General features: G+C 42.5%; 24 protein-coding genes. All 24 read left to right on the top strand.

Translation table 11 applies throughout. The features are described from left to right. Nucleotides 1-19 precede the first annotated feature (19 nt). The 24 genes from BM243_RS02045 (at nucleotide 20) to BM243_RS01930 (ending at nucleotide 19,547) form a co-directional block, all read left to right on the top strand. Nucleotides 20-895, top strand: a complete 876-nt coding sequence (locus tag BM243_RS02045; protein WP_074909682.1) for an ATPase, T2SS/T4P/T4SS family — start codon at nucleotides 20-22, stop codon at nucleotides 893-895. Beyond that, the gene (locus BM243_RS02040; protein WP_074909680.1) at nucleotides 834-1,808 is read left to right on the top strand and encodes a type II secretion system F family protein; all 975 of its coding nucleotides are present in this window, start codon (nucleotides 834-836) and stop codon (nucleotides 1,806-1,808) included. Before BM243_RS02045 ends, BM243_RS02040 begins: the two co-directional genes overlap by 62 nt. Continuing rightward, nucleotides 1,795-2,244 (top strand): PulJ/GspJ family protein, encoded by a 450-nt coding sequence (locus BM243_RS02035; protein ID WP_074909677.1) that lies wholly within the window; start codon nucleotides 1,795-1,797, stop codon nucleotides 2,242-2,244. The genes BM243_RS02040 and BM243_RS02035 overlap by 14 nt, the downstream gene beginning before the upstream one ends. Before the next feature lie 452 nt (nucleotides 2,245-2,696). Beyond that, the gene (locus tag BM243_RS02030; RefSeq protein ID WP_143093523.1) at nucleotides 2,697-3,011 is read left to right on the top strand and encodes a hypothetical protein; all 315 of its coding nucleotides are present in this window, start codon (nucleotides 2,697-2,699) and stop codon (nucleotides 3,009-3,011) included. Next, nucleotides 2,974-3,414 carry a hypothetical protein gene (locus tag BM243_RS02025; protein WP_143093522.1) on the top strand — a complete coding sequence of 147 codons (441 nt, stop codon included), beginning with the start codon at nucleotides 2,974-2,976 and terminating at the stop codon, nucleotides 3,412-3,414. Before BM243_RS02030 ends, BM243_RS02025 begins: the two co-directional genes overlap by 38 nt. Next, entirely contained in the window at nucleotides 3,404-3,793 is a 390-nt protein-coding gene (locus BM243_RS02020) for a hypothetical protein (protein WP_074909669.1), read from the top strand. The genes BM243_RS02025 and BM243_RS02020 overlap by 11 nt, the downstream gene beginning before the upstream one ends. A 1-nt stretch (nucleotide 3,794) precedes the next feature. Further along, entirely contained in the window at nucleotides 3,795-4,304 is a 510-nt protein-coding gene (locus BM243_RS02015; RefSeq protein ID WP_074909667.1) for a shikimate kinase, read from the top strand. 277 nt (nucleotides 4,305-4,581) lie between these two features. Beyond that, a complete protein-coding gene (gene efp / locus BM243_RS02010) occupies nucleotides 4,582-5,139 on the top strand; it encodes an elongation factor P (protein WP_074909664.1) in 558 nt (185 codons plus the stop codon). Nucleotides 5,140-5,322: 183 nt separating this feature from the next. Further along, a complete protein-coding gene (locus BM243_RS02005) occupies nucleotides 5,323-5,709 on the top strand; it encodes an Asp23/Gls24 family envelope stress response protein (protein ID WP_074909660.1) in 387 nt (128 codons plus the stop codon). An 80-nt stretch (nucleotides 5,710-5,789) separates the two neighbouring features. After that, the gene (nusB, locus tag BM243_RS02000; protein WP_074909658.1) at nucleotides 5,790-6,206 is read left to right on the top strand and encodes a transcription antitermination factor NusB; all 417 of its coding nucleotides are present in this window, start codon (nucleotides 5,790-5,792) and stop codon (nucleotides 6,204-6,206) included. Nucleotides 6,207-6,254: 48 nt separating this feature from the next. Continuing rightward, nucleotides 6,255-7,106 (top strand): bifunctional 5,10-methylenetetrahydrofolate dehydrogenase/5,10-methenyltetrahydrofolate cyclohydrolase, encoded by an 852-nt coding sequence (locus tag BM243_RS01995; protein WP_074909655.1) that lies wholly within the window; start codon nucleotides 6,255-6,257, stop codon nucleotides 7,104-7,106. Between the two features lie 21 nt (nucleotides 7,107-7,127). Continuing rightward, nucleotides 7,128-8,345 carry an exodeoxyribonuclease VII large subunit gene (xseA, locus tag BM243_RS01990; protein WP_074909653.1) on the top strand — a complete coding sequence of 406 codons (1,218 nt, stop codon included), beginning with the start codon at nucleotides 7,128-7,130 and terminating at the stop codon, nucleotides 8,343-8,345. Then, nucleotides 8,320-8,526, top strand: a complete 207-nt coding sequence (gene xseB, locus BM243_RS01985) for an exodeoxyribonuclease VII small subunit (RefSeq protein WP_074909651.1) — start codon at nucleotides 8,320-8,322, stop codon at nucleotides 8,524-8,526. Before xseA ends, xseB begins: the two co-directional genes overlap by 26 nt. A gap of 2 nt (nucleotides 8,527-8,528) precedes the next feature. Further along, nucleotides 8,529-9,386 carry a polyprenyl synthetase family protein gene (locus BM243_RS01980; protein ID WP_074909648.1) on the top strand — a complete coding sequence of 286 codons (858 nt, stop codon included), beginning with the start codon at nucleotides 8,529-8,531 and terminating at the stop codon, nucleotides 9,384-9,386. A gap of 13 nt (nucleotides 9,387-9,399) precedes the next feature. After that, nucleotides 9,400-11,274: a 1-deoxy-D-xylulose-5-phosphate synthase gene (dxs, locus tag BM243_RS01975; RefSeq protein ID WP_074909645.1), complete on the top strand. Its 1,875-nt coding sequence runs from the start codon at nucleotides 9,400-9,402 to the stop codon at nucleotides 11,272-11,274. After that, a complete protein-coding gene (locus BM243_RS01970) occupies nucleotides 11,267-12,070 on the top strand; it encodes a TlyA family RNA methyltransferase (RefSeq protein ID WP_074909643.1) in 804 nt (267 codons plus the stop codon). Before dxs ends, BM243_RS01970 begins: the two co-directional genes overlap by 8 nt. 22 nt (nucleotides 12,071-12,092) lie before the next feature. Further along, a complete protein-coding gene (locus tag BM243_RS01965) occupies nucleotides 12,093-12,944 on the top strand; it encodes an NAD(+)/NADH kinase (protein ID WP_074909641.1) in 852 nt (283 codons plus the stop codon). After that, the gene (locus BM243_RS01960; protein WP_074909638.1) at nucleotides 12,934-13,386 is read left to right on the top strand and encodes an arginine repressor; all 453 of its coding nucleotides are present in this window, start codon (nucleotides 12,934-12,936) and stop codon (nucleotides 13,384-13,386) included. The genes BM243_RS01965 and BM243_RS01960 overlap by 11 nt, the downstream gene beginning before the upstream one ends. A 1-nt stretch (nucleotide 13,387) precedes the next feature. Further along, the gene (gene recN / locus BM243_RS01955) at nucleotides 13,388-15,067 is read left to right on the top strand and encodes a DNA repair protein RecN (protein ID WP_074909636.1); all 1,680 of its coding nucleotides are present in this window, start codon (nucleotides 13,388-13,390) and stop codon (nucleotides 15,065-15,067) included. Nucleotides 15,068-15,133: 66 nt separating this feature from the next. After that, entirely contained in the window at nucleotides 15,134-15,934 is an 801-nt protein-coding gene (gene spo0A, locus BM243_RS01950; RefSeq protein WP_074909633.1) for a sporulation transcription factor Spo0A, read from the top strand. Between the two features lie 184 nt (nucleotides 15,935-16,118). Next, the gene (locus tag BM243_RS01945; RefSeq protein ID WP_074909630.1) at nucleotides 16,119-16,664 is read left to right on the top strand and encodes an NUDIX hydrolase; all 546 of its coding nucleotides are present in this window, start codon (nucleotides 16,119-16,121) and stop codon (nucleotides 16,662-16,664) included. After that, nucleotides 16,642-17,520: a tyrosine-type recombinase/integrase gene (locus BM243_RS01940; RefSeq protein ID WP_074909628.1), complete on the top strand. Its 879-nt coding sequence runs from the start codon at nucleotides 16,642-16,644 to the stop codon at nucleotides 17,518-17,520. Before BM243_RS01945 ends, BM243_RS01940 begins: the two co-directional genes overlap by 23 nt. Before the next feature lie 13 nt (nucleotides 17,521-17,533). Then, complete coding sequence (locus tag BM243_RS01935; protein ID WP_074909625.1) at nucleotides 17,534-18,703, top strand: phosphopentomutase; 1,170 nt, start codon at nucleotides 17,534-17,536, stop codon at nucleotides 18,701-18,703. Between the two features lie 28 nt (nucleotides 18,704-18,731). After that, on the top strand, nucleotides 18,732-19,547 hold the full coding sequence (locus BM243_RS01930) for a purine-nucleoside phosphorylase (RefSeq protein ID WP_074909623.1): 816 nt from the start codon (nucleotides 18,732-18,734) through the stop codon (nucleotides 19,545-19,547). The last annotated feature ends 3 nt before the right edge of the window (nucleotides 19,548-19,550 follow it).

The following is a 19,550-nucleotide window of genomic DNA, read 5'->3' as shown; positions in this document are numbered from 1 at the left end:
GCTACTTGGAGGTGGTTTAATGAATCTAGAGGAGATTCTAGATAGCAGCAAAGACAGACAGATCAGTGATATTCATTTTCTGCCAAAGAAGGATCATGTTCTTTTGTGTTTCCGGGAAGAAGGAGGAATCGAAGTAATCCATAGGTACTCTTTGGAGGTGTATGCACTGCTTGTACAGAAAATAAAAGTCCTGGGACGTCTTAACATCTCAGAAAAAAGACTGCCTCAGGACGGTGCTTTTGAATATCAGGATCAAAGCTTCCGTGTCAGCTTTTTGAAGTCTGTCTATGGTGAATCCCTGGTCATCCGTAAATTTGATAGAAGGTTCAGAAGTCTGTTTGCTACAGGATTGTCTATTCCTCTTTGTGAGAGACTCTTGAAGCGAATAGAGAGCCTCAGAGGAATCCATCTGATTGCAGGGGAAACGGGCATGGGGAAAACTACAACATTTTATGGACTGCTGAAGGAACTCACGGATCTAAAGTTTAAGGTGCTCACCATTGAAGACCCTGTAGAGAACTATGTGGAGGATCTTGTTCAGTGCCAGATCAACTCGCTTTCTGGATTTACCTATGAACGGGCAGTTTTTGCTGCTCTCAGGCAGGATCCGGACTATATTGCCATCGGTGAGATCAGAAATGAGGAGACGGCGAGGATGGCTCTTCGAGCAGCGCTCACAGGACACCCGGTAATCTCTACTATTCATGCATTCAGTTATAAAAGCGCTTATGAGAAGTTGAAGGAGTTTGGTCTCCAGAAGGATGAGCTCACCATGCTTCTATCCACCGTATTTTATCAGAAACTCGTATTTGAGAGAGGAGGGAAAAAAGCTTATGGAAAACTGGAGACCAATCCGGAAGAAACCATACTTCAACAAGGAACTGTTCTTCTATGAAAAAAGTCATTATTTAAAGAACGGAATCAGTCTGACAGAGGTTCTGAAGCTCTCTGAAAATCCACAAGAAGAAGCACTTTCTGAGCAGCTTCTTGTGGGGTGGTCTCTTTCAGAGGCCATGGGGACAATGAATCTCTTTAAAACAAGAGAAATCCATCTCGTGAAATTGGCGGAAGAAACGGGAGACTTGGCGGGTGCTTTTGAACGGATAGCACAATCCTTGAAAGAAGAACGGATGTTTAAAGAAAAAATCATTGGAATTCTTATCTATCCGGCACTGCTTCTGGCAGCGACGGTTGTATTTTTTATTGGTGCGCTCTATTATATTCTGCCTCCACTGAAGGAAATGCTGAGTACCCTTGAAGTTGAAAATATGCTCCTATCGAGCCTCTATATGTTTCAATTAAGTGTTCCAATGCCGGTGCTTAGTGCTGCATCCTTTATTCTTATTTATGCTGCTGTTAAAGTGCTTCAGAGAAAAAAGGTTCTTCGCTATCTTGTGTTTGGGAAGAAGTGGGTGGAACATGACGAAATGACATTCATCAATGAGCTGTACCAGCTTATTAAGGGTGGTATAGATCTCATGGAAGCGCTTCACCTTCTTGATGAGGGCGGGAGGTCCTGTCTGAAGATTAGAGAAGCCATCAAAGAAGGAAAGTCCCTTACTGAAAGTCTGCAGGAAGGAGGGTATTCGAAACTGCTGGTAAGATATGTTCAGATCTCGGAGGAAACTGGTAACTTGGAAGAGTCACTTCAAGCGTATCTCCTTGTAAGAAAAACGTTCTTTGAAGAATACTTAAGGAGAAGAACCGCATTATTGGAGCCTTTGTCTATTTTTATTCTTGGTGCTTTGCTCTTCCTGTTGTCCATGGCTGTCATGATGCCCATGATGGAGGCTTATGAGAAACTGTAGAGGCAGTACGATTTTTGAAATGCTCATAGCATTGGGGCTTTTCTCCTCCATTTTACTCATTGGTGGTACTCAAGTGCCAAAAGGAGTTACCGGGAGCCGGGAAGAATCCGCGGTGATTTATATGGGGGCATTGAATGAAGAACTGAGAACTGCTCAAGAAACTATGAAATCCAGAAAGCTGGGAGCCCGAAAAGGGTATCTGCTTCATATCAACCATTTGCAGCAGATCGAAAAGAGAACCTATATGGCACCAGGAAGTGAAGTGTTTTTTTATGGGTACTCCTATCCGGATGCCATGGCCAATACAAGCTTTACTTTCAAGTATTATGGAATTTCGGCCATCAGCGGAAAAGTGTCGTTCTATGAAAATGGGAAACAGCAGCAGTCTCTGATGATTCATCTGGGCACTATGACTTTAGATGTCAGAAATCCTTAGAAAACATCAGGGCAGAAGAATAGTAGCACAAGTCCAGTTGATTTCTTATAATATAGAGTCTTTGACAGGGTATAGAAGGATGTAAGTAAAGTCAATTCTATAAACGCTACGAAGAAGCTTGAAAAAAGGCTGCGCAGATTGCAGCGCAGGGTATCTTGCAAATACCAAAAAATATGAAGGGAGTACGTTTGTCAAAACAAGTAATCTTATAAAACTCGAACATCAGATCAGATTGCTTCAAGAAAACAGCCAATTGATGAAGTAATCTCTTTCACCAGAAAACAAAAAGGACAGAGAACACCAAGACCTCTATAGTTCATGGGAATGTAGACCATCAGATTTGTTGATCAGGGAGTGTTATAGAGTTTTATAAGTTATTGACAACAGTGAGGCGGATCAAAACTAGTAAATGTGGAAGAATCCATCTGTTTATGTTGGGCGGTGTATTTCTTGTGCTGATGGTAGGACTGACATTCACCGAGGAACGCGCAGTTCTTAAAGTAAAGCAGATGGAGATGGAGGCTCTTCTTGATTTTGACTATAAACTGGAAGGGTATTATCTGCTTCTCTTGAGTGGTGGACTGATGGTTGACGAGGGGGTTTCCTATGGGAGTCTTGAAGAATATGAAGTATCAGAAAAGCCGCAGGGAGAGTTTGTTATTGAATTTCAGAAAGACACTGAGAGAGTGGAGATTGTGGGCTACTATGGAGGGAAGGAAAGACAAAGGTATGAATTCAGGAATCAAACGGGGGACGGCACTGAGTGACTTTTTAGCCTATATGATGTTCAGCCTTATGGCTGTAATTCTTGCAATGAGGGTGTATATTTTTTCAGTGGAAGACTATAAAGAGCTGCTACAGTTTTTAAAGTATACAGATTACGCATACCATGCCTTTGAAGTTCTGAAAACTGGGTTATACAACAATGTGGAAGCGACTGCATTGTCTGGCAATACCCTTCAGATTGAAAAAAGTGTCTATGTGCCCGGGAATAAAATAGTGCTGACAAAGCGGGATTCAAGGCTCCTTTTTGTGTTTGAAGGGGGGCAGGTTCAAGAAATATGTCATGGTGTCGTCGATGTCAGGATGAGAAAAATAGGGGATATCGTGTTTATCAGGCTTTATTTTCCAGGCGTTTCTTACGAACGGGGGTTTTATCTTGCAAAGTAAACGAGGAAGCATCATTACGGCAGTACTTCTGCTGATCCTTGCGGGAGGGTTCTCCATCAGAAATCACAGACTTCTGCGAAGTCATATGTATATTGAGAAAGGCCTCTACAGTGTTGATGTCCGTATCCAGAAGTTTCTTCAGGAACTGGAACTCATTGAGACCATCATTAATGAGAGATATGTGGGAAGCGATTTCCTGGTTCATATGAAAAAAGGGAGGAAAGAAAAAGTTGGGGTCTATTCTATTTATTACGATGAAGGATATAATGAAGGTACGGTGCATGTGCTGATTGTAGAAGACACGGTACTGAGATATCTGAGAAGGGTAGAGTTGAAGGTGCAGGATGAAGAGATTCAGCTGATCAACAAGGGAGTATAATATGAGACCAATATTCTTGGTAGGTATGCCTGGGTGCGGTAAAACCACAATAGGGAAAGAACTTGCAAAAAAAATGGAATTGGACTTTCTTGATACAGACGAAGAGATTAAAAGAGCTTACGGTAGAACACCAGAGCAGATCATTGAAGAGGATGGGGAGAAAAGGCTGAGAGTTCTTGAACTGGAACTTCTGAGCGGAATTATGAACTTAAAGAATGTTGTGGTCTCCACAGGCGGTGGACTACCGATATTTAATGAAAATATGTCAAAACTGAACACCTCTGGCATCACGGTTTACTTGTCATGTTCAGCAGACACTCTCTGGAAGAGACTCAGAAATGATCGGACAAGACCCCTATCCAGAACTTATGAGGAAGTGAAGTCTATGCTGGAAAAACGAGAACCTGAATATTTGAAGGCATCCTATCATGTTCATACTGATGGAAAAACTCAGATTGGAACTCAGATCCAGAATCTTTATGAGGTTTTGAGAAATGAGTGGACGAAGTAGAGTCCATTGGGGTTCACCTTAAATAATCTAGTTTTTTGTATGATATTCTGATATTTTCGTTGTTCTAAGCCTTTCTTTAAATATCACTAAAATCTGTCAAAAGCGATATTTATTGCATAACTTCAGTCAATCTGATAAAATATCATTGGTAATTTCCAGAAGAGTAATTGATATTTTGTCAGAAGGCGAAGACTTTGTTTTTGCCCTTCTGTGTGAAATAAAACCAGGCTCTGCCTGGCAGTTCCTAGGTTTAGGATAGAATTTGGAGGTAAAAGAAATGATTTCAGCAAGTGATTTAAGAAAAGGTACAACATTCGAACATGAAGGCAATGTGTTTGTCGTAATCGACTTTCTACACGTAAAGCCTGGCAAAGGTGCAGCATTTGTTCGTACAAAGCTGAGAAACGTAATACTAGGTGGTATGACAGAAACCACATTCAACCCTTCCACTAAACTGCAGGAAGCGGTTATTGAAAGAAAGGAAATGCAGTATCTTTACAATGATGGAGAACTGTACTATTTCATGGATCAGGAGACCTTTGAGCAGATTCCGCTGAACTTTGAAAAGGTTGAAGAAGCCATTAAGTTCCTGAAAGAAAACAACTTCGCTGTAATCAAGTTCTACAAGGGAGAAGCATTCTCTGTCGAAGCGCCAAACTTCGTGGAGCTGCAGATTACAGAGACAGAGCCAGGAGTCAAAGGCAATACAGCAACGAATGCTCTTAAGCCAGCAACAGTGGAAACAGGAGCAATGGTTATGGTTCCTTTCTTCATCAATGAAGGAGACTCCATCCGTGTAGATACTCGTACAGGCGAGTACATGGAAAGAGTTTAAGTCTAAAGCACAATATGGAGCTGGGATTTTGGATCTGGTTTATACCAGGTCCTTTTTTTAGGCGGCATCAGAGACGTAATAGGGCATGTTTCCCACTTTTGGATTTAGCGATTCAATTGCTTATAAAAGTTCAATTTGATATAATTAATCCAAATAGACCTACAGGACCGAGGAGGAAAATAAATGAGCGAAAATACAAAGAAGAACCAAGGCTATGGGGTAGTAAAGATTTCCGAAGATGTAGTTGGGGTCATTGCAGGGATTGCTGCCAGTGAAATAGAAGGAATTCAGGGACTTCATCCAACCCTAACTGGTGGGATTACTCAAGTGGTGACAGGAAAAAGAAATGTGACCAAAGGAGTTAAAGTCACTGTAGGTGAACAGGATGCCATCATCGATATGGTTGTGAGCATTGAGTATGGATTCAGAATTCCTGAGGTTGTAAAGAAGGCACAGTCCAACGTGAAAGAAACTGTTGAAACCATCACAGGATTAAAGGTTTCTGCAGTGAATGTTTATGTGAACAACATATTTGTGAAAGAAAACGATCAGAAGACAAAGGAAAAATAAAAGAAAACCCTCTGAAATCCAGAGGGTTTTTTGAAGTACTATGAGAAAATGAGGAGGGGGCTTAAGCCCTATAAAAGCGTATGAGAAAGAGAACACGTGAAATCGCTATGGAACTATTGTATCAAAGCACCATGAATGAGAAGAACATTGAGGAGCTTGTGGATGATTATTTTGAAGACAACCATGAGGACCTGCGTGAAGATACAGATCTGAAGTATTTGGAAGAAGTACTCAACGGTGTAAATGACAAAAAAGAACAGTTGGATTCAATCATAGAAAAGTATCTGGTGAACTGGAAGATTCAGAGAGTTTCTAAAATCAACTTAAGTATACTGAGGTTGAGCACTTATGAAATTCTCTTTATGCAGGGTATCCCGGAGAATGTATCGATTTTTGAGGCGGTAGAGATCGCTAAAAAGTATTCAGATGAAACCTCTGGAGCTTTTATCAATGGAGTGCTGGACAAAATCGCACATCAGGAGAAAGGTCAAGAGTAGTAAGTTCATAATAAGGTTGCAGAAGATTTTTCGATCCAGGAGGGACAGATGGCAGAGATTATTAATGTTTCAGCGATAGCAAAAACAGAGAAAGAAAAACTGAAGAGTCGTATCTTGACCTATAAAGCAGAAGGCAAACCAGTGCCTACTCTCGCAACGGTCCTTGTGGGAGAAGATCCTGGTTCAGTCTATTATCTCGAAATGCAGAAAAAAAACCTGGAAGCATTAGGCGGAACAATGCTGAAGATCACATTGGCTGAGGATACATCAGAGGAAGACCTTCTTTCGATGATTGGCGAGCTCAATGGTGATGACAAGGTACATGGGATTATGGTTCTTTTTCCGCTGCCGAAGCACATCAATGAAGAACGTGTAGCTGAAAGCATCAGTAAAGACAAGGATGTGGATGGCGTCAATCCCATCAACATCGGATTATTGGCTTCTACATCAGGAGGGGTAGCACCATGCACGCCTTCCAGTGTGGTAGAAATACTGAAGAATATTCATGGAGAGCTCAAAGGTAAGCATGCAGTGATCATTGGACGCAGCAATATTGTGGGAAAGCCACTGATACAGCTACTGCTTCGGGAACATATGACCGTTACGGTATGTCACAGCAGAACCAGCAATCTGCCGATGATGGCAAGGTCTGGTGAAATTCTCATCAGTGCCATGGGAAGACCTCTGATGATCGATGAGAAGTATGTGTCTGAAGGTGCTACCGTGATTGATGTAGGGACTTCAGAGCTTGACGGCAAGATTGTGGGGGACTGTGATCTGGAGAGTGTTCTACAGAAGGCGGCATATGCTACGAAAGTTCCTGGAGGCGTAGGTACACTTACGACTACCATTCTGATAAGAACTCTGCTGGATCTATATGATGAAAGTTTCCGGAAATAAGATGTCTCCATGGAGGATGCGATGAAACTGAAAACCATGAGTGTGACAGATCTCAACGCCTATATCAAAAGAAATTTTGATCATGATTTTATCTTAAACAATCTCACCGTCCTCGGTGAGATATCCAATTTTAAAGCACACAGTTCTGGACATCTGTATTTTTCGCTCAAAGATGAGCATGCAAAGGTGAACTGTGTGATGTTCCGTCAAGATGCTTCATCAATGAAGAAACATCCAAAAGACGGGATGAAAGCGCTTCTCAGCGGACGCGTCAGCGTTTATGCGAAGGAAGGGACGTATCAGCTCTACGTGAATAAACTGGAAGAGATAGGTCTGGGTGAAATTTACCAAGAATTTGAGGAAAACAAAGAAAAGCTCCAGAAAGAGGGGCTTTTTCGTGCTGAAATAAAAAAAGGGCTGCCTGCGTATCCCGAGAAAGTTGCGGTGATCACATCTGGCACCGGAGCAGCAGTGCAGGACATCATCAATGTATCAAGAAGAAGAAACAGCACTGTGGAGCTTCTGATTTTCCCAACGCTTGTGCAAGGAGATGCCGCAAGAGGAGCACTGCTGGAAACGCTTCAAGCAGTGAACAAGAGAAAAGATGTGGATGTGATCATTCTGGCAAGAGGAGGAGGTTCTTTTGAAGATCTTTCTTGCTTTAATGATTTAACCCTTGCCTATGCAATTGCCGCTTCCAAGATTCCAGTTGTTACAGGAATCGGTCATGAAGTGGATTTTACCATTGCAGATTTTGTTGCGGATTATCGTGGAGCTACACCATCCCAGGCTGCTGAAATTGTCATTCCATCTCTTTCGGAAGCTCTACGTTCTTTGAAGGAAAGACGCGCAAGACTTGAGATGGCATATTTGTCCAGGATCCGTCACGAAAAAACGGTATTCAGTTCATTTCAGGGACGGCTTCAGAAAAGTCATCCAAACACAATTCTTGCGAACAGTTATTTGGATATAGAACAGAAAAGAAACCGTTTAGATGGTATAATTATGCAGAGGATGGGACGAGAGCGGGAAAGACTGGAGTCTTTCTATAGTCTGCTCCAAGCCCATAATCCTCTTAATATCCTGGATAAAGGGTATGCATTGATATTTGATCAGAAGAACCATCTCATTCGAAGCGTAGCAGAGCTGAAAACATTGAAAGCACTTACGGTGAAGATGAAAGATGGGGAAGTCAAGATGGAGGTTCGTGTATATGGCGAAGAAAGTGAAAAATTATAAAGAGCTGACTGAACAGCTGGAAGAAGTACTCAATGAACTGGAAAGCGGGGAGCTTTCTGTTGAGGAATCGATGAAGAAATACGAAGAAGGTGTTTCTCTGACCAAGGAACTGCTGCAGATTCTAGAAAAGGCAGAAGCCAAAGTCAAAATGATACAAAGTGATGAAGAAACGGAGTTTTGAAGATGATAGAACTGAAGAATCTGATGGATACAGAGATTCTGAATTATTTCAGGCGGTTGCCGGATAATACAATAACAAAAGCCATGACATACAGTATGTCCATAGGAGGGAAAAGACTCCGTCCGGTTCTTTGTCTTCTCACAGGAGAACTGTTTGGAAAGAGCAAAGAGGATCTCATTCCCATGGCACTAGCCATGGAAATGATCCATACTTATTCTCTGATTCATGATGATTTGCCTGCCATGGACAACGATGACTACCGAAGGGGGAAGCTGACCAGTCATAAAGTGTTTGGAGAAGCGAATGCAATTCTTGCAGGAGATGCGCTGCTCAATGAAGCCTTCACGGTGCTTTTGGAGTGCTATGCAGTACACGGGGAGCCGGGCGCAAGGGCTGCCCTTTATATTTCCAGGTGTTCAGGAAGAAATGGCATGATCTTAGGTCAAGTAATGGATCTTCATCACGAAACACACCCCGCCACCTTCGATGAACTGAGGCTCTGTCACCATAAAAAGACCGGTGCACTGATTACAGCGGCGGTTTGCGCACCTGCAGTCTATGCAGGTGCTAAGGCAGAAGAAATAAAACTTCTGGAAGAGTATGCGGGAAACCTAGGACTGGCCTTTCAGATTCAGGATGACATTCTTGATGTGACTTCAACCAGAGAGGTGTTAGGGAAATCAGTCGGAAAAGATGAGAAGTCCAATAAAACCACATATGTGGGACTGTTTGGCGTGGATAAAAGTAGAGATATGGCAAAAGAAGCCACTGAGGCATGCCTTGCCGCGCTTTCAAAACTTCGCCGTGATACGACTAAGCTGGAGGAACTCACAAAGAGCCTCATGGAGAGAACCTATTAGGAGGGGTAAGTATATGGGTATACTGGATGACAGGTATACTGGACCGGAAGACATTAAAAAATTAACTCTGGAAGAACTACGCGACCTTTCCCATGAAATCAGAACATTTTTAGTGGAATCCGTTTCGAAGACCGGTGGGCATCTTGCGCCCAATCTAGGGGTAGTTGAACTCACAATCAGTCTGTTCAATGTGTTTGATCTGGAAAAAGATAAAATCATCTATGATGTAGGACATCAGAGTTATGTGCATAAAATCCTCACCGGAAGAAAAGGTGAGTTTCATAGTCTTAGACAGTTTGGAGGCCTCAGCGGATTTCCCAAAAGGGAAGAGAGCAAGTACGATGTATTTGATACAGGACATTCCTCCACATCTGTCAGTGCGGCCTTGGGTATCGCAAGAGCCAGAGACCTGATGCAAGAGGATTTCCAAGTGGTAGCCGTCATCGGAGATGGTGCGCTAACTGGTGGAATGGCCTTGGAAGCGCTGAATGATGTGGGAGACAAGAAGACAGATCTCATCGTTGTGCTCAATGACAATCAGATGAGTATCTCTCCCAATGTTGGTGGTATCAGCACGTATCTCAGTCAGCTCAGGGCTTTTCCAAACTACGAACGTGCGAAAAAAGAGGTGCAGGTCATTGTTGAAAAAATGCCTCTTGGAAAGAGCATCAACCGCTCTATGGATAAAGTGAAGGAGGGCATTAAATCGATGCTTCTCCCCGATATGCTGTTTGAGAATATGGGACTCACGTATCTCGGACCAGTGGACGGACATAATATCAGAGAAGTGTCGAAACTTCTGAAGATCGCAAAAGAGATTAAAGGTCCCAAACTGGTTCATGTGCTGACGAAAAAGGGAAAAGGATACCATTCCAGCGAGCAAAGACCGGATAAGTTCCATGGCACACCACCTTTCAATAAAGAAAATGGAAAAGCAAAGGATTCGGCAAGTCTCAATTACTCTAAAATGTTCGGAAACACATTGGTCGAAATGGCCAGAAATAATAAGAGAATTGTAGCTGTGGTGGCAGCGATGCCTGACGGAACCGGCCTTGGAGGATTCAGGGATCTCTATCCCAATAGGTTGTTTGATGTGGGCATTGCAGAGCAGCATGCAGTCACCTTGTCAGCAGGTCTTGCGGTCGGTGGGATGAAGCCGTATGTTGCGCTCTACTCCACTTTTCTTCAGAGAGCCTACGATCAGGTGATTCATGATGTGTGTCTTCAGAAACTGCCAGTAACGCTATGTATTGACCGTGCTGGATTGGTAGGAGATGATGGGGAGACTCATCAGGGAATCCTTGATCTGTCTTTCTTGACACCAGTGCCCAATCTGACGATTATGGCTCCCAAGTCTATGGAAGAGCTGCGGCAGATCCTCTACTTTTCGGAAACATTTAATGGCCCTCTGGCCATTCGTTATCCAAGGGGAGGCGATGAGAAAGGGATAGATCTTCCACCTCTGAAAAATTTTGAGCCAGGAAAGTTTGAGGTGCTCAAAGAAGGCAGAGACGGGTTTATTTATGCTACAGGCAAGATGGTTGCAAGAGCAATGATCCTTTCTGAAAAACTGGAGGAACAAGGAGTCTTTTATGGAGTTGTGAATGGTGTGTTCATTAAACCTGTAGATCATGAACTCATCAGGAGCCATCTGGACAAGGGCTATAAAATCATTACGATGGAGGACAACATGGTTCATGGTGGATTTGGATCCATGATCCTTGAAAGTGCCATGGGACATTTTATGGCTGGAAATGTACTTACCTTTGGATTCAGAGATCAGTTTGTGGAACAGGGCAGTGTAGAGAAGCTGTATGAAGTACATGGATTAGGATATGAGGAGCTGTCTAATAGAATTCTTGCATTTACAGGAGAAAAAAATGAGTGATAAAGAGAGACTGGACGTGCTGCTTGTTGAGCTGGGCTTTTATGAAAGCCGGGAAAAAGCAAGAGCACAGATCATGGCAGGCAAAATATATGTGGACGATCAGAAGTCGGATAAGCCAGGCACCAAAATATTGAGAACTGCAAATATTGAAGACCGGGGCACGAAGATGCCCTACGTTTCCAGGGGCGGATATAAACTGGCAAAGGCTTTGGAAGTCTTCAGCATTGATATAAATGAGAAGACCTGCCTTGATATTGGCGCTTCTACAGGAGGATTCACGGATGTGATGCTTCAAAATGGAGCGAAAAAAGTGTACTCCGTTGATGTGGGCTACGGGCAGTTTGCCTGGAAGCTTAGAACGGATGAGCGAGTGGTATGTCTTGAGAGACTGAATTTCAGATACGCCACTAGGGAAGAAATTGAGGACTGGATTGATTTTTCAGCAACAGATGTGTCCTTCATCTCCATCACAAAAATCATTCCCAAAGCAATGGAACTTATGACAGAATCAGGAGAAATGGTAGCGCTGATTAAGCCTCAGTTTGAAGCTGGAAGAGATAAAGTGGAGAAAAAAGGCGTCATCAAGAAAAAATCAACGCATATGGAAGTACTAACGGCCATTCTTGATTTTGTGAAAGAACAGGGGCTCTATGTATATGGGCTGGATTTTTCACCTATTAGAGGCCCGGAAGGAAATATTGAGTTTCTCATCTATTTTGGTAAAAAGGATCGGGGAGGAGAAGGAATCTCACCTTCGTACGTAGAAAGTCTGGTTGAAAGAGCACATACTCTGTAAATTCTAGGGTAGGGGGACTTACATGCAAAAGATTGGTATCTACAGCAATGAGGAAAAAGATCCTGAGGGGAAGTACCTTGAGGAAACAAAAAATATCATACGGGACACACTGCCTCAAATAGAGGTATTTTCTGTGACAGAGAATCACCTTCCTTTGGGGTTGGATCTTCTTTTGGTTCTTGGTGGAGACGGTACGTTTCTGTCTGCTGCAAGACTGGCCTATGGAAAAGATCTTCCTCTATTTGGGGTGAACATCGGGAATCTTGGGTTTTTAACCGGGACAGAGCTAAATGAACTGAAATCCAGTCTGCTCCAGATTGAAGAAAGCAAGTATTCCATTGAGGACCGAATGATGCTGGAGGCTACACTGCGAATGGAAAGTGGAGAGCGCAGAAGTTTTGTGGCATTGAATGATGCTGTGGTGCATAAAGGTGCATTAGGAAATATCATTCACTTTGAGCTTCATGTAGATGAGGACTTCTCCAACAGTTACAGAGGAGATGGTATCATTCTGACAACGCCAACAGGTTCCACCGCATATAATCTTTCTGCTGGCGGATCCATCATGTATCCAACAGTAGAAGCCATAGGAGTCACAGCAATCTGTCCGCATAGTTTTGGTATTCGGGATTTGGTTCTATCGAGTAAACAAGTTGTGACACTCAAGATTGGTAAAAGCAATGAAGAATACTTCCTGTCCATGGATGGACAGGTGAATCTCAGGATCACTGGGGATTCTGTCATTCGAATCCAAAAAGCTGCTTCCTCCTGCAAAATACTCAGGCTGGATGGCTATGATTACTTTCATGTTTTAAGACAAAAATTATTATATAAAGCCATAAATACACAAGGGGGGAACGATATTGAAAATTGACAGACGAAGCAAAATCTTGGAGATCATCTCCAGAAAAGAGATTGAAACCCAGGAGGAGCTGGCAAAGGAACTCAGGGGGGAAGGGTTTCATGTGACCCAAGCCACGGTATCAAGAGACATCAAAAACCTTCAGCTGATCAAGGTGCTCAGCGCCACGGGAAGATATAAATATGTGGCAAATAAAGAAGAGAGCAAGGACGCCATCTCAAAACTTGTGACACTGTTGTCCCACACAATCATTTCTGTAGAGAATATCGATAAGATTGTAGTGGTGAGAACCATAACTGCAGCTGCATCCACAGCAGCAGAAGCGATAGATCAGCTGGATCTTGCGGAGATCGCGGGTACAATTGCGGGAGATAATACGATTTTCATGCTGGTCAGATCCAATGAGATGGCTGTTGAAATAGTAAAGAAGATCTCTGAACTGGTGGGGAGATAACATGCTCTTACGAATAACAGTGGAGAATTTTGCGCTCATTGATCATCTGGAATTGAATTTTGAGGAAGGATTCACCATTCTTACGGGAGAGACCGGAGCAGGAAAGTCCATTCTCATTGATTCGATCAATTTTGTGCTTGGTGAAAAATTCAGTAAAGAATTTATTAGGACGGGTTCGGACAGGACATTTGTCGAGGCTGTATTCACCCTGGATGACGGGATGAAGGAGCTTCTTGAAGCCCAGGAGATACCTTATGATGACTTGGTGGTGTTTTCCAGAGAGACATTCATGCAAGGCAGAAATCTAGCGAAAATCAATGGGAAAACGGTTCTTCTAAGTGTTCTGAAAGAGGTTGGAAAAGAACTTTTGGACATTCATGGTCAGCACAACAATCAGAATCTACTCGATGTGTCAAAACATCTGTCCTATCTGGACAGTTTTATTGATCTGGAAAAAGAACCTGTGTATAGAAGGTATTTGGACGAGTTTCATAAACTGCAGGGACTAAAGGACAGGCTTTCAAAGCTCATGGGAAGCAGAGACAGAGAAAAACTCATGGATTATCTGAAGTTTCAGATTGAAGACCTGGAAAAAGGAAAGCTCAATCTTCATGAAGAGAAAGAGCTGATGGAAAAGTTTTCCATGCTCAGCCATGCAGAAAAGATCTCAACGGGTCTTACGAAAGCCTATGAACTGATGGATAATGAGAATGGTGTGCTGGAATCCCTGACCTCAGCAATACAGAGCCTCAAGAGCATTGTGAAGCATTTTGAAAAAGCAGTAGCTCCCTTGGACAATCTGGAAAATGCCTATTATTCATTACAGGAAGCGTACCGTGATATCGCTGGATTCCGTGAAATCGTTTATTATGATCAGGATGAACTTAATACAATCAATGAAAGATTATATGTATACAGCACTTATAAAAAGAAATATGGAGAAACCATCGAAGAGGTTCTTCGGCATTATGAGAAAATCAGACAGGAATATGAGGAACTGAAAGATGCGGATGAGATTATTCTCAAAACCCGTAAAGAGATCGATGCACAGAAAAAAATGCTTTATATGGCTGGAAAAGAACTCCATGACAAAAGGCTCACAGGAGGGAAAGCTCTCTCAAAAAAGATCAATGAGGAACTGAAGTTCATTGGACTGGAAAAGGCGGAGTTCGCCGTTTCCGTTGTGGAGACAGAGGAAATCCATGAGTATGGAACCGACGATGTGAGTTTTCTCATTTCCACCAATATTGGTGAACCCAAGAAAGCACTGGAAAAGATTGTTTCCGGAGGAGAACTCTCAAGAATCATGCTGGCCATGAAAGTTGCATTTATGGAGAAGGATAAGACTCCATCTGTTATTTTTGATGAAATTGACACGGGAATCAGCGGTCGAATCGCAGAGGCCGTTGGAGAAAAAATGTATTCATTGTCCAAGAGATTCCAGGTCTTCTGTGTAACACATCTTCCTCAGATTGCAGCGTTTTCGGATCATCATCTGGTGGTGTCCAAACATGAAGAAAAGAAGAGAACATTCACCAGAGTGGAAAAACTGAATCTTCAGGGAAAAACCATGGAGCTTGCAAAAATGATTGGCGGTTCTAAAATATCAGATCCACAGCTCAAAAATGCAGAAGACACCATCGATAAAACAGAAATACTGAAGAAAAAGTATTTTCTTTGAAAACGATGCGTTGTGAAGTATAATTTGTTTAGAATACACGAATCTCAAGGATTAAAGAGGTGAACTATGAAAAAATTGATTAAAATACTCATAGCAGATGACAATGCGGATATGAGTGCTCTACTGAATGAGTTCTTAAGTAATGACCCGGAACTACTTGTGGTAGGGGTTGCGAAAAATGGTATAGAAACATTGGAAATCATGCAGCAGAAAAAGCCTGACGTGCTTCTTTTGGATATCATCATGCCTGAGCTTGACGGGCTTGGTGTTTTGGAATCCTTGAAGAATATGGAAGACAGACCTGTCATCATTGTCTATTCCGCCATCTCCCATGATAAAGTCACAAATACCGCCATTACCCTTGGAGCGGATTATTACATGGTGAAAGGGATTGACCTGAAGCAAATCAAAAAAAGAATCAAAAGTTATTTTCATGAATCCCAGGACGGGATCATGAAATCACAGGATATGAAATCCGCCGATTTTCAGGAAGATGGTATGGAGAAAAAGGATCTTGCGACGGAGCTTTCCTCCATTTTACAGGAAGCAGGCATACTGCCTCATATCAAAGGATACAGCTATCTAAGAGAAGCCATCATTGAAGTGATAGACAATGTAGAACTCTTGTCTGCAGTGACCAAAGAACTTTATCCGAATATCGCTGCAAAGTTCAATACCACTTCATCCCGTGTGGAACGTGCCATCAGACATTCCATCGAGGTATCCTGGAATAAGGGACAGCTTGAGAATCTGAATAAGATCCAGGGATTTACAGTGAATTTCGAAAAAGGGAAACCGACGAATTCAGAATTTATTGCGCTGATCAGCGACAAGTTCCGACTGGAAAAAGGACAAGCTGAAGAATAAAGCTCCAGTAATTGTGAATAATATTATAACTTTACATAATATTTTCGTGGTGCTCCCTGGAGATACTTATCATTATGAGCGTTTTGTAGTAGAATAGAAGTGCAGCAGACACTGCTGACAACCGTTTTGAGACCCCGGATAACTCCCAGGGTCTTTTTCTATCACTGAAGATAAGGAGTTACAAATGTTGTTTCGAGAAGACACAATTTCAAAAGAGGAATTATACAGCGGAAAAATTATTTCCCTTGAAACCCATCAGGTAGAACTGATTGATGGGAAGAGCGCTTTCAGGGAAATCGTCAGACATCCTGGAGGAGTCTGTATACTGGCTAGAGATGAAGAAGGCAGAATTCTTCTGGTGAAGCAGTTTAGAAAACCTATGGAAGAAGCCTATTTGGAGCTTCCTGCAGGTAAACTGGAGAAGGATCTCACTCCCTATGAAAATGCATTGAAAGAACTAGAGGAAGAGACAGGATATAAATGCAGTACACTAAAAAGTCTGGGGGCTTTTGCCACCTCACCAGGATACAGCGACGAACTTATACATCTGTTCGTAGCAGAAGGTCTTACCTTGGGTAAAATCGGTGGAGACGATGATGAGTTCATTGACCTTGTTCGACTCACAGACGAGGAGTTTCAAGATGGAATTGAGACCGGAAAAATCAAGGATCTTAAAACCGTAGCTTGTTATACATTGGGAAAACAGTATGAAGCAAAACTATCTGAGTGAATACATTGATGAACTGAGAACAAAAGACAAGTCTGAGAATACAATAGATGCCTATAGACGGGACCTTATCCATCTTATTTCGTTTCTGGAAGAAGCAGAACTCAATTTTGAGGACTTCAATGAAATTGAAGTATCTAATTTCATTGGATACCTGCTGGATTTGAATATGTCCAGAGCCACTATAGCCCGTCATTTGGTCTCTATCCGTAATTTTTATAAATATCTGAGAAAAAAGAACAAAGTAAGGGAAGCACCTATTCTTTATTTTGAACTGCCTGAGATCAAAAGAAATCTTCCGGAACCAATCAGTGTAGAAGAAGTGGAAGAGATTCTTTCAGCCCCTGATATCAGTACCATGAAAGGAAAGCGGGATAAGGCTATATTGGAGGTGCTTTACGCCACAGGAATCAAAGCATCTGAACTTATTGAGCTCCGGTATCGGGACTTGGATATGACCCGGGGGAACCTCTCAGTAAAGGGGAAAAAGAACAAGGATCGATTGGTTCCGTTAGGGTCTTTCGCCATGGACAGCATTGAACTGTATTTATCATCGCGGGTGGATCTAGTGGTCGGGGCATCAGTTCTATTTCCCTCCCATCGAGGAGACCAGATGACAAGACAAGGACTTTGGAAAATCTTGAAAGAGTACGCGAGGATTTCTGGATTATCAGAAAGCATCAACTTGAATACCTTACGTCATTCTTATGCCGTGCATATGTTGAGTGGTGGTGCGGATATCACAACACTTTCTCTGCTGCTAGGGCATAATGATATAAAAGCAACTACTATTTACTTGAAGCTTGTGAAGAATAAAAAATTTAAAGAAGTTTATGAGGATGCCCATCCAAGGGCATAGCAAGGAGGAAAAAATGAAAAGAGCAATACTTGTAGTACTGGATTCTGTTGGTATCGGTGAGATGCCAGATGCGGATCAATATGGAGATGTAGGTTCCAACACGCTTGGCAATATCGCAGATCAGGTCGGCGGCATGGAGATTCCTAATCTGGAGAAGCTAGGACTTGGCAACATCGCTCCTTTGAAGGGCGTATCTGTTATAGATACACCAGAAGGGGCTTTTGGAAAGTCCGCAGAGCTTTCTGTAGGAAAGGATACCGTTACGGGTCACTGGGAAATGTCCGGAGTCATCTTAGAAAAACCCCTGAATACTTATCCAGAAGGATTCTCAAAAGAGATTATGGATGCCTTTGAGTCCAAAATAGGCAGAAAAACCTTGGGAAATGTAGTTGCTTCTGGTACGGAAATCATTGAAAGACTGGGAGATGAACACGTAAAGACCGGTTATCCCATCATCTACACATCTGCAGACTCTGTGTTCCAGATTGCAGCCCACGAAGGGGTCATTCCATTGGATGAACTGTACCGTTACTGTGAAGTTGCCCGTGAAATGCTTGTAGGAGACTGGCAGGTTGGACGCGTCATTGCCAGACCTTTTGTTGGAGAAGATGGTGTATATACCAGAACTGAAAACAGAAAAGATTTTGCATTGGACCCATTCAATAAGACCATTCTGGAGTACGTCAAGGAAGCCGGACAGAATGTTATGTGCGTAGGTAAAATATCAGATGTTTTCAACAATATCGGGGTCACCCATTCGGTTCATACCAAGAACAACATGCAGGGTGTGGATGAAACATTGAAGTTCATGAAAGAAGATCTTGGAGGTCTTCTTTGGACGAATCTGGTAGACTTTGACATGATGTTCGGACATAGAAATGACTATGTCGGCTACTATAATGCCATCAGAGAATTTGATGAGAGACTGCCAGAGATTTTGGAAACCATGACAGAGGATGATATTCTGATTCTAACCGCAGACCATGGGTGCGACCCAACCACACCTTCCACAGACCATTCAAGAGAGTATATTCCAATCCTTGTATATGGCAAGAATGTAAAACCAGGCGCAAATCTTGGCGTGAGAAGAACTTTCTCAGATATCGGGAAGACGGTTCTTGAATATCTCGGAGTACAGAATGACCTCTATGGAGAAAGTTTCTGGTCAGAAATCAAAGCATAGAACATTTAAAGAATAGGAGTAAAGTTAGATGGATATAAAAAGAATTGATACGATAGTGAATTACCTTAAGGGTAAAATAAGCTATACACCCGATGTGCTGGTCATTCTGGGATCAGGACTGGGATCTATGGCGGAGCATGTTGAAAATCCAACAGTTGTAAAATACGAGGACATTCCGGATTTTTTGGTATCTACCGTTGAAGGTCATGCTGGGCAGTTTGTCTTTGGAGACTACAAAGGTAAAAAAGTTGCCATGATGCAAGGCCGCTTCCATTATTATGAAGGATACACGATGAAAGAGGTGACACTGCCTGTGTTCGTCATGAGACGACTTGGGGTTAAACACATGATAGTTACCAATGCTTGTGGTGGAGTCAATCTAGGTTTTACACCTGGAGATCTGATGCTCATCGAGGATCATCTGAATTTCACTGGAAACAATCCGCTCATGGGTAGAAATATGGAAGAGTTCGGTCCGAGATTTGCTGATATGTCTAAAGTTTATAATAGAGATCTCATGGCCTTGGCGGAGAAAATCGGAAAAGAAGAACATATTGAGCTGAAACGTGGAGTTTATGCCATGTATACAGGTCCCAGCTACGAGACTCCTGCAGAAATTAGAGCTTACAGGACACTGGGCGCAGATGCCATTGGTATGTCTACAGTGCCAGAAGCCATCGTGGCCAATTATTCAGGAATGAAAGTGCTCGGTGTCAGCTGCATTACAAACATGGCAGCAGGCGTTCTGGATCAGCCGCTCAATCATGAGGAGGTCATTGAAGTTTCCGCCAAAGTGAGAGGAAGCTTCACCACACTGATCTCTAGAGTTATAGAGGAGATGTAGAAT

Origin of the sequence: Proteiniclasticum ruminis, from assembly GCF_900115135.1 — a bacterium.
Classification (GTDB): Bacteria; Bacillota; Clostridia; order Clostridiales; family Clostridiaceae; genus Proteiniclasticum; species Proteiniclasticum ruminis_A.
Note: the sequence above shows the minus strand (reverse complement) of the source record. Positions and strands in the feature narration are given on the sequence as shown.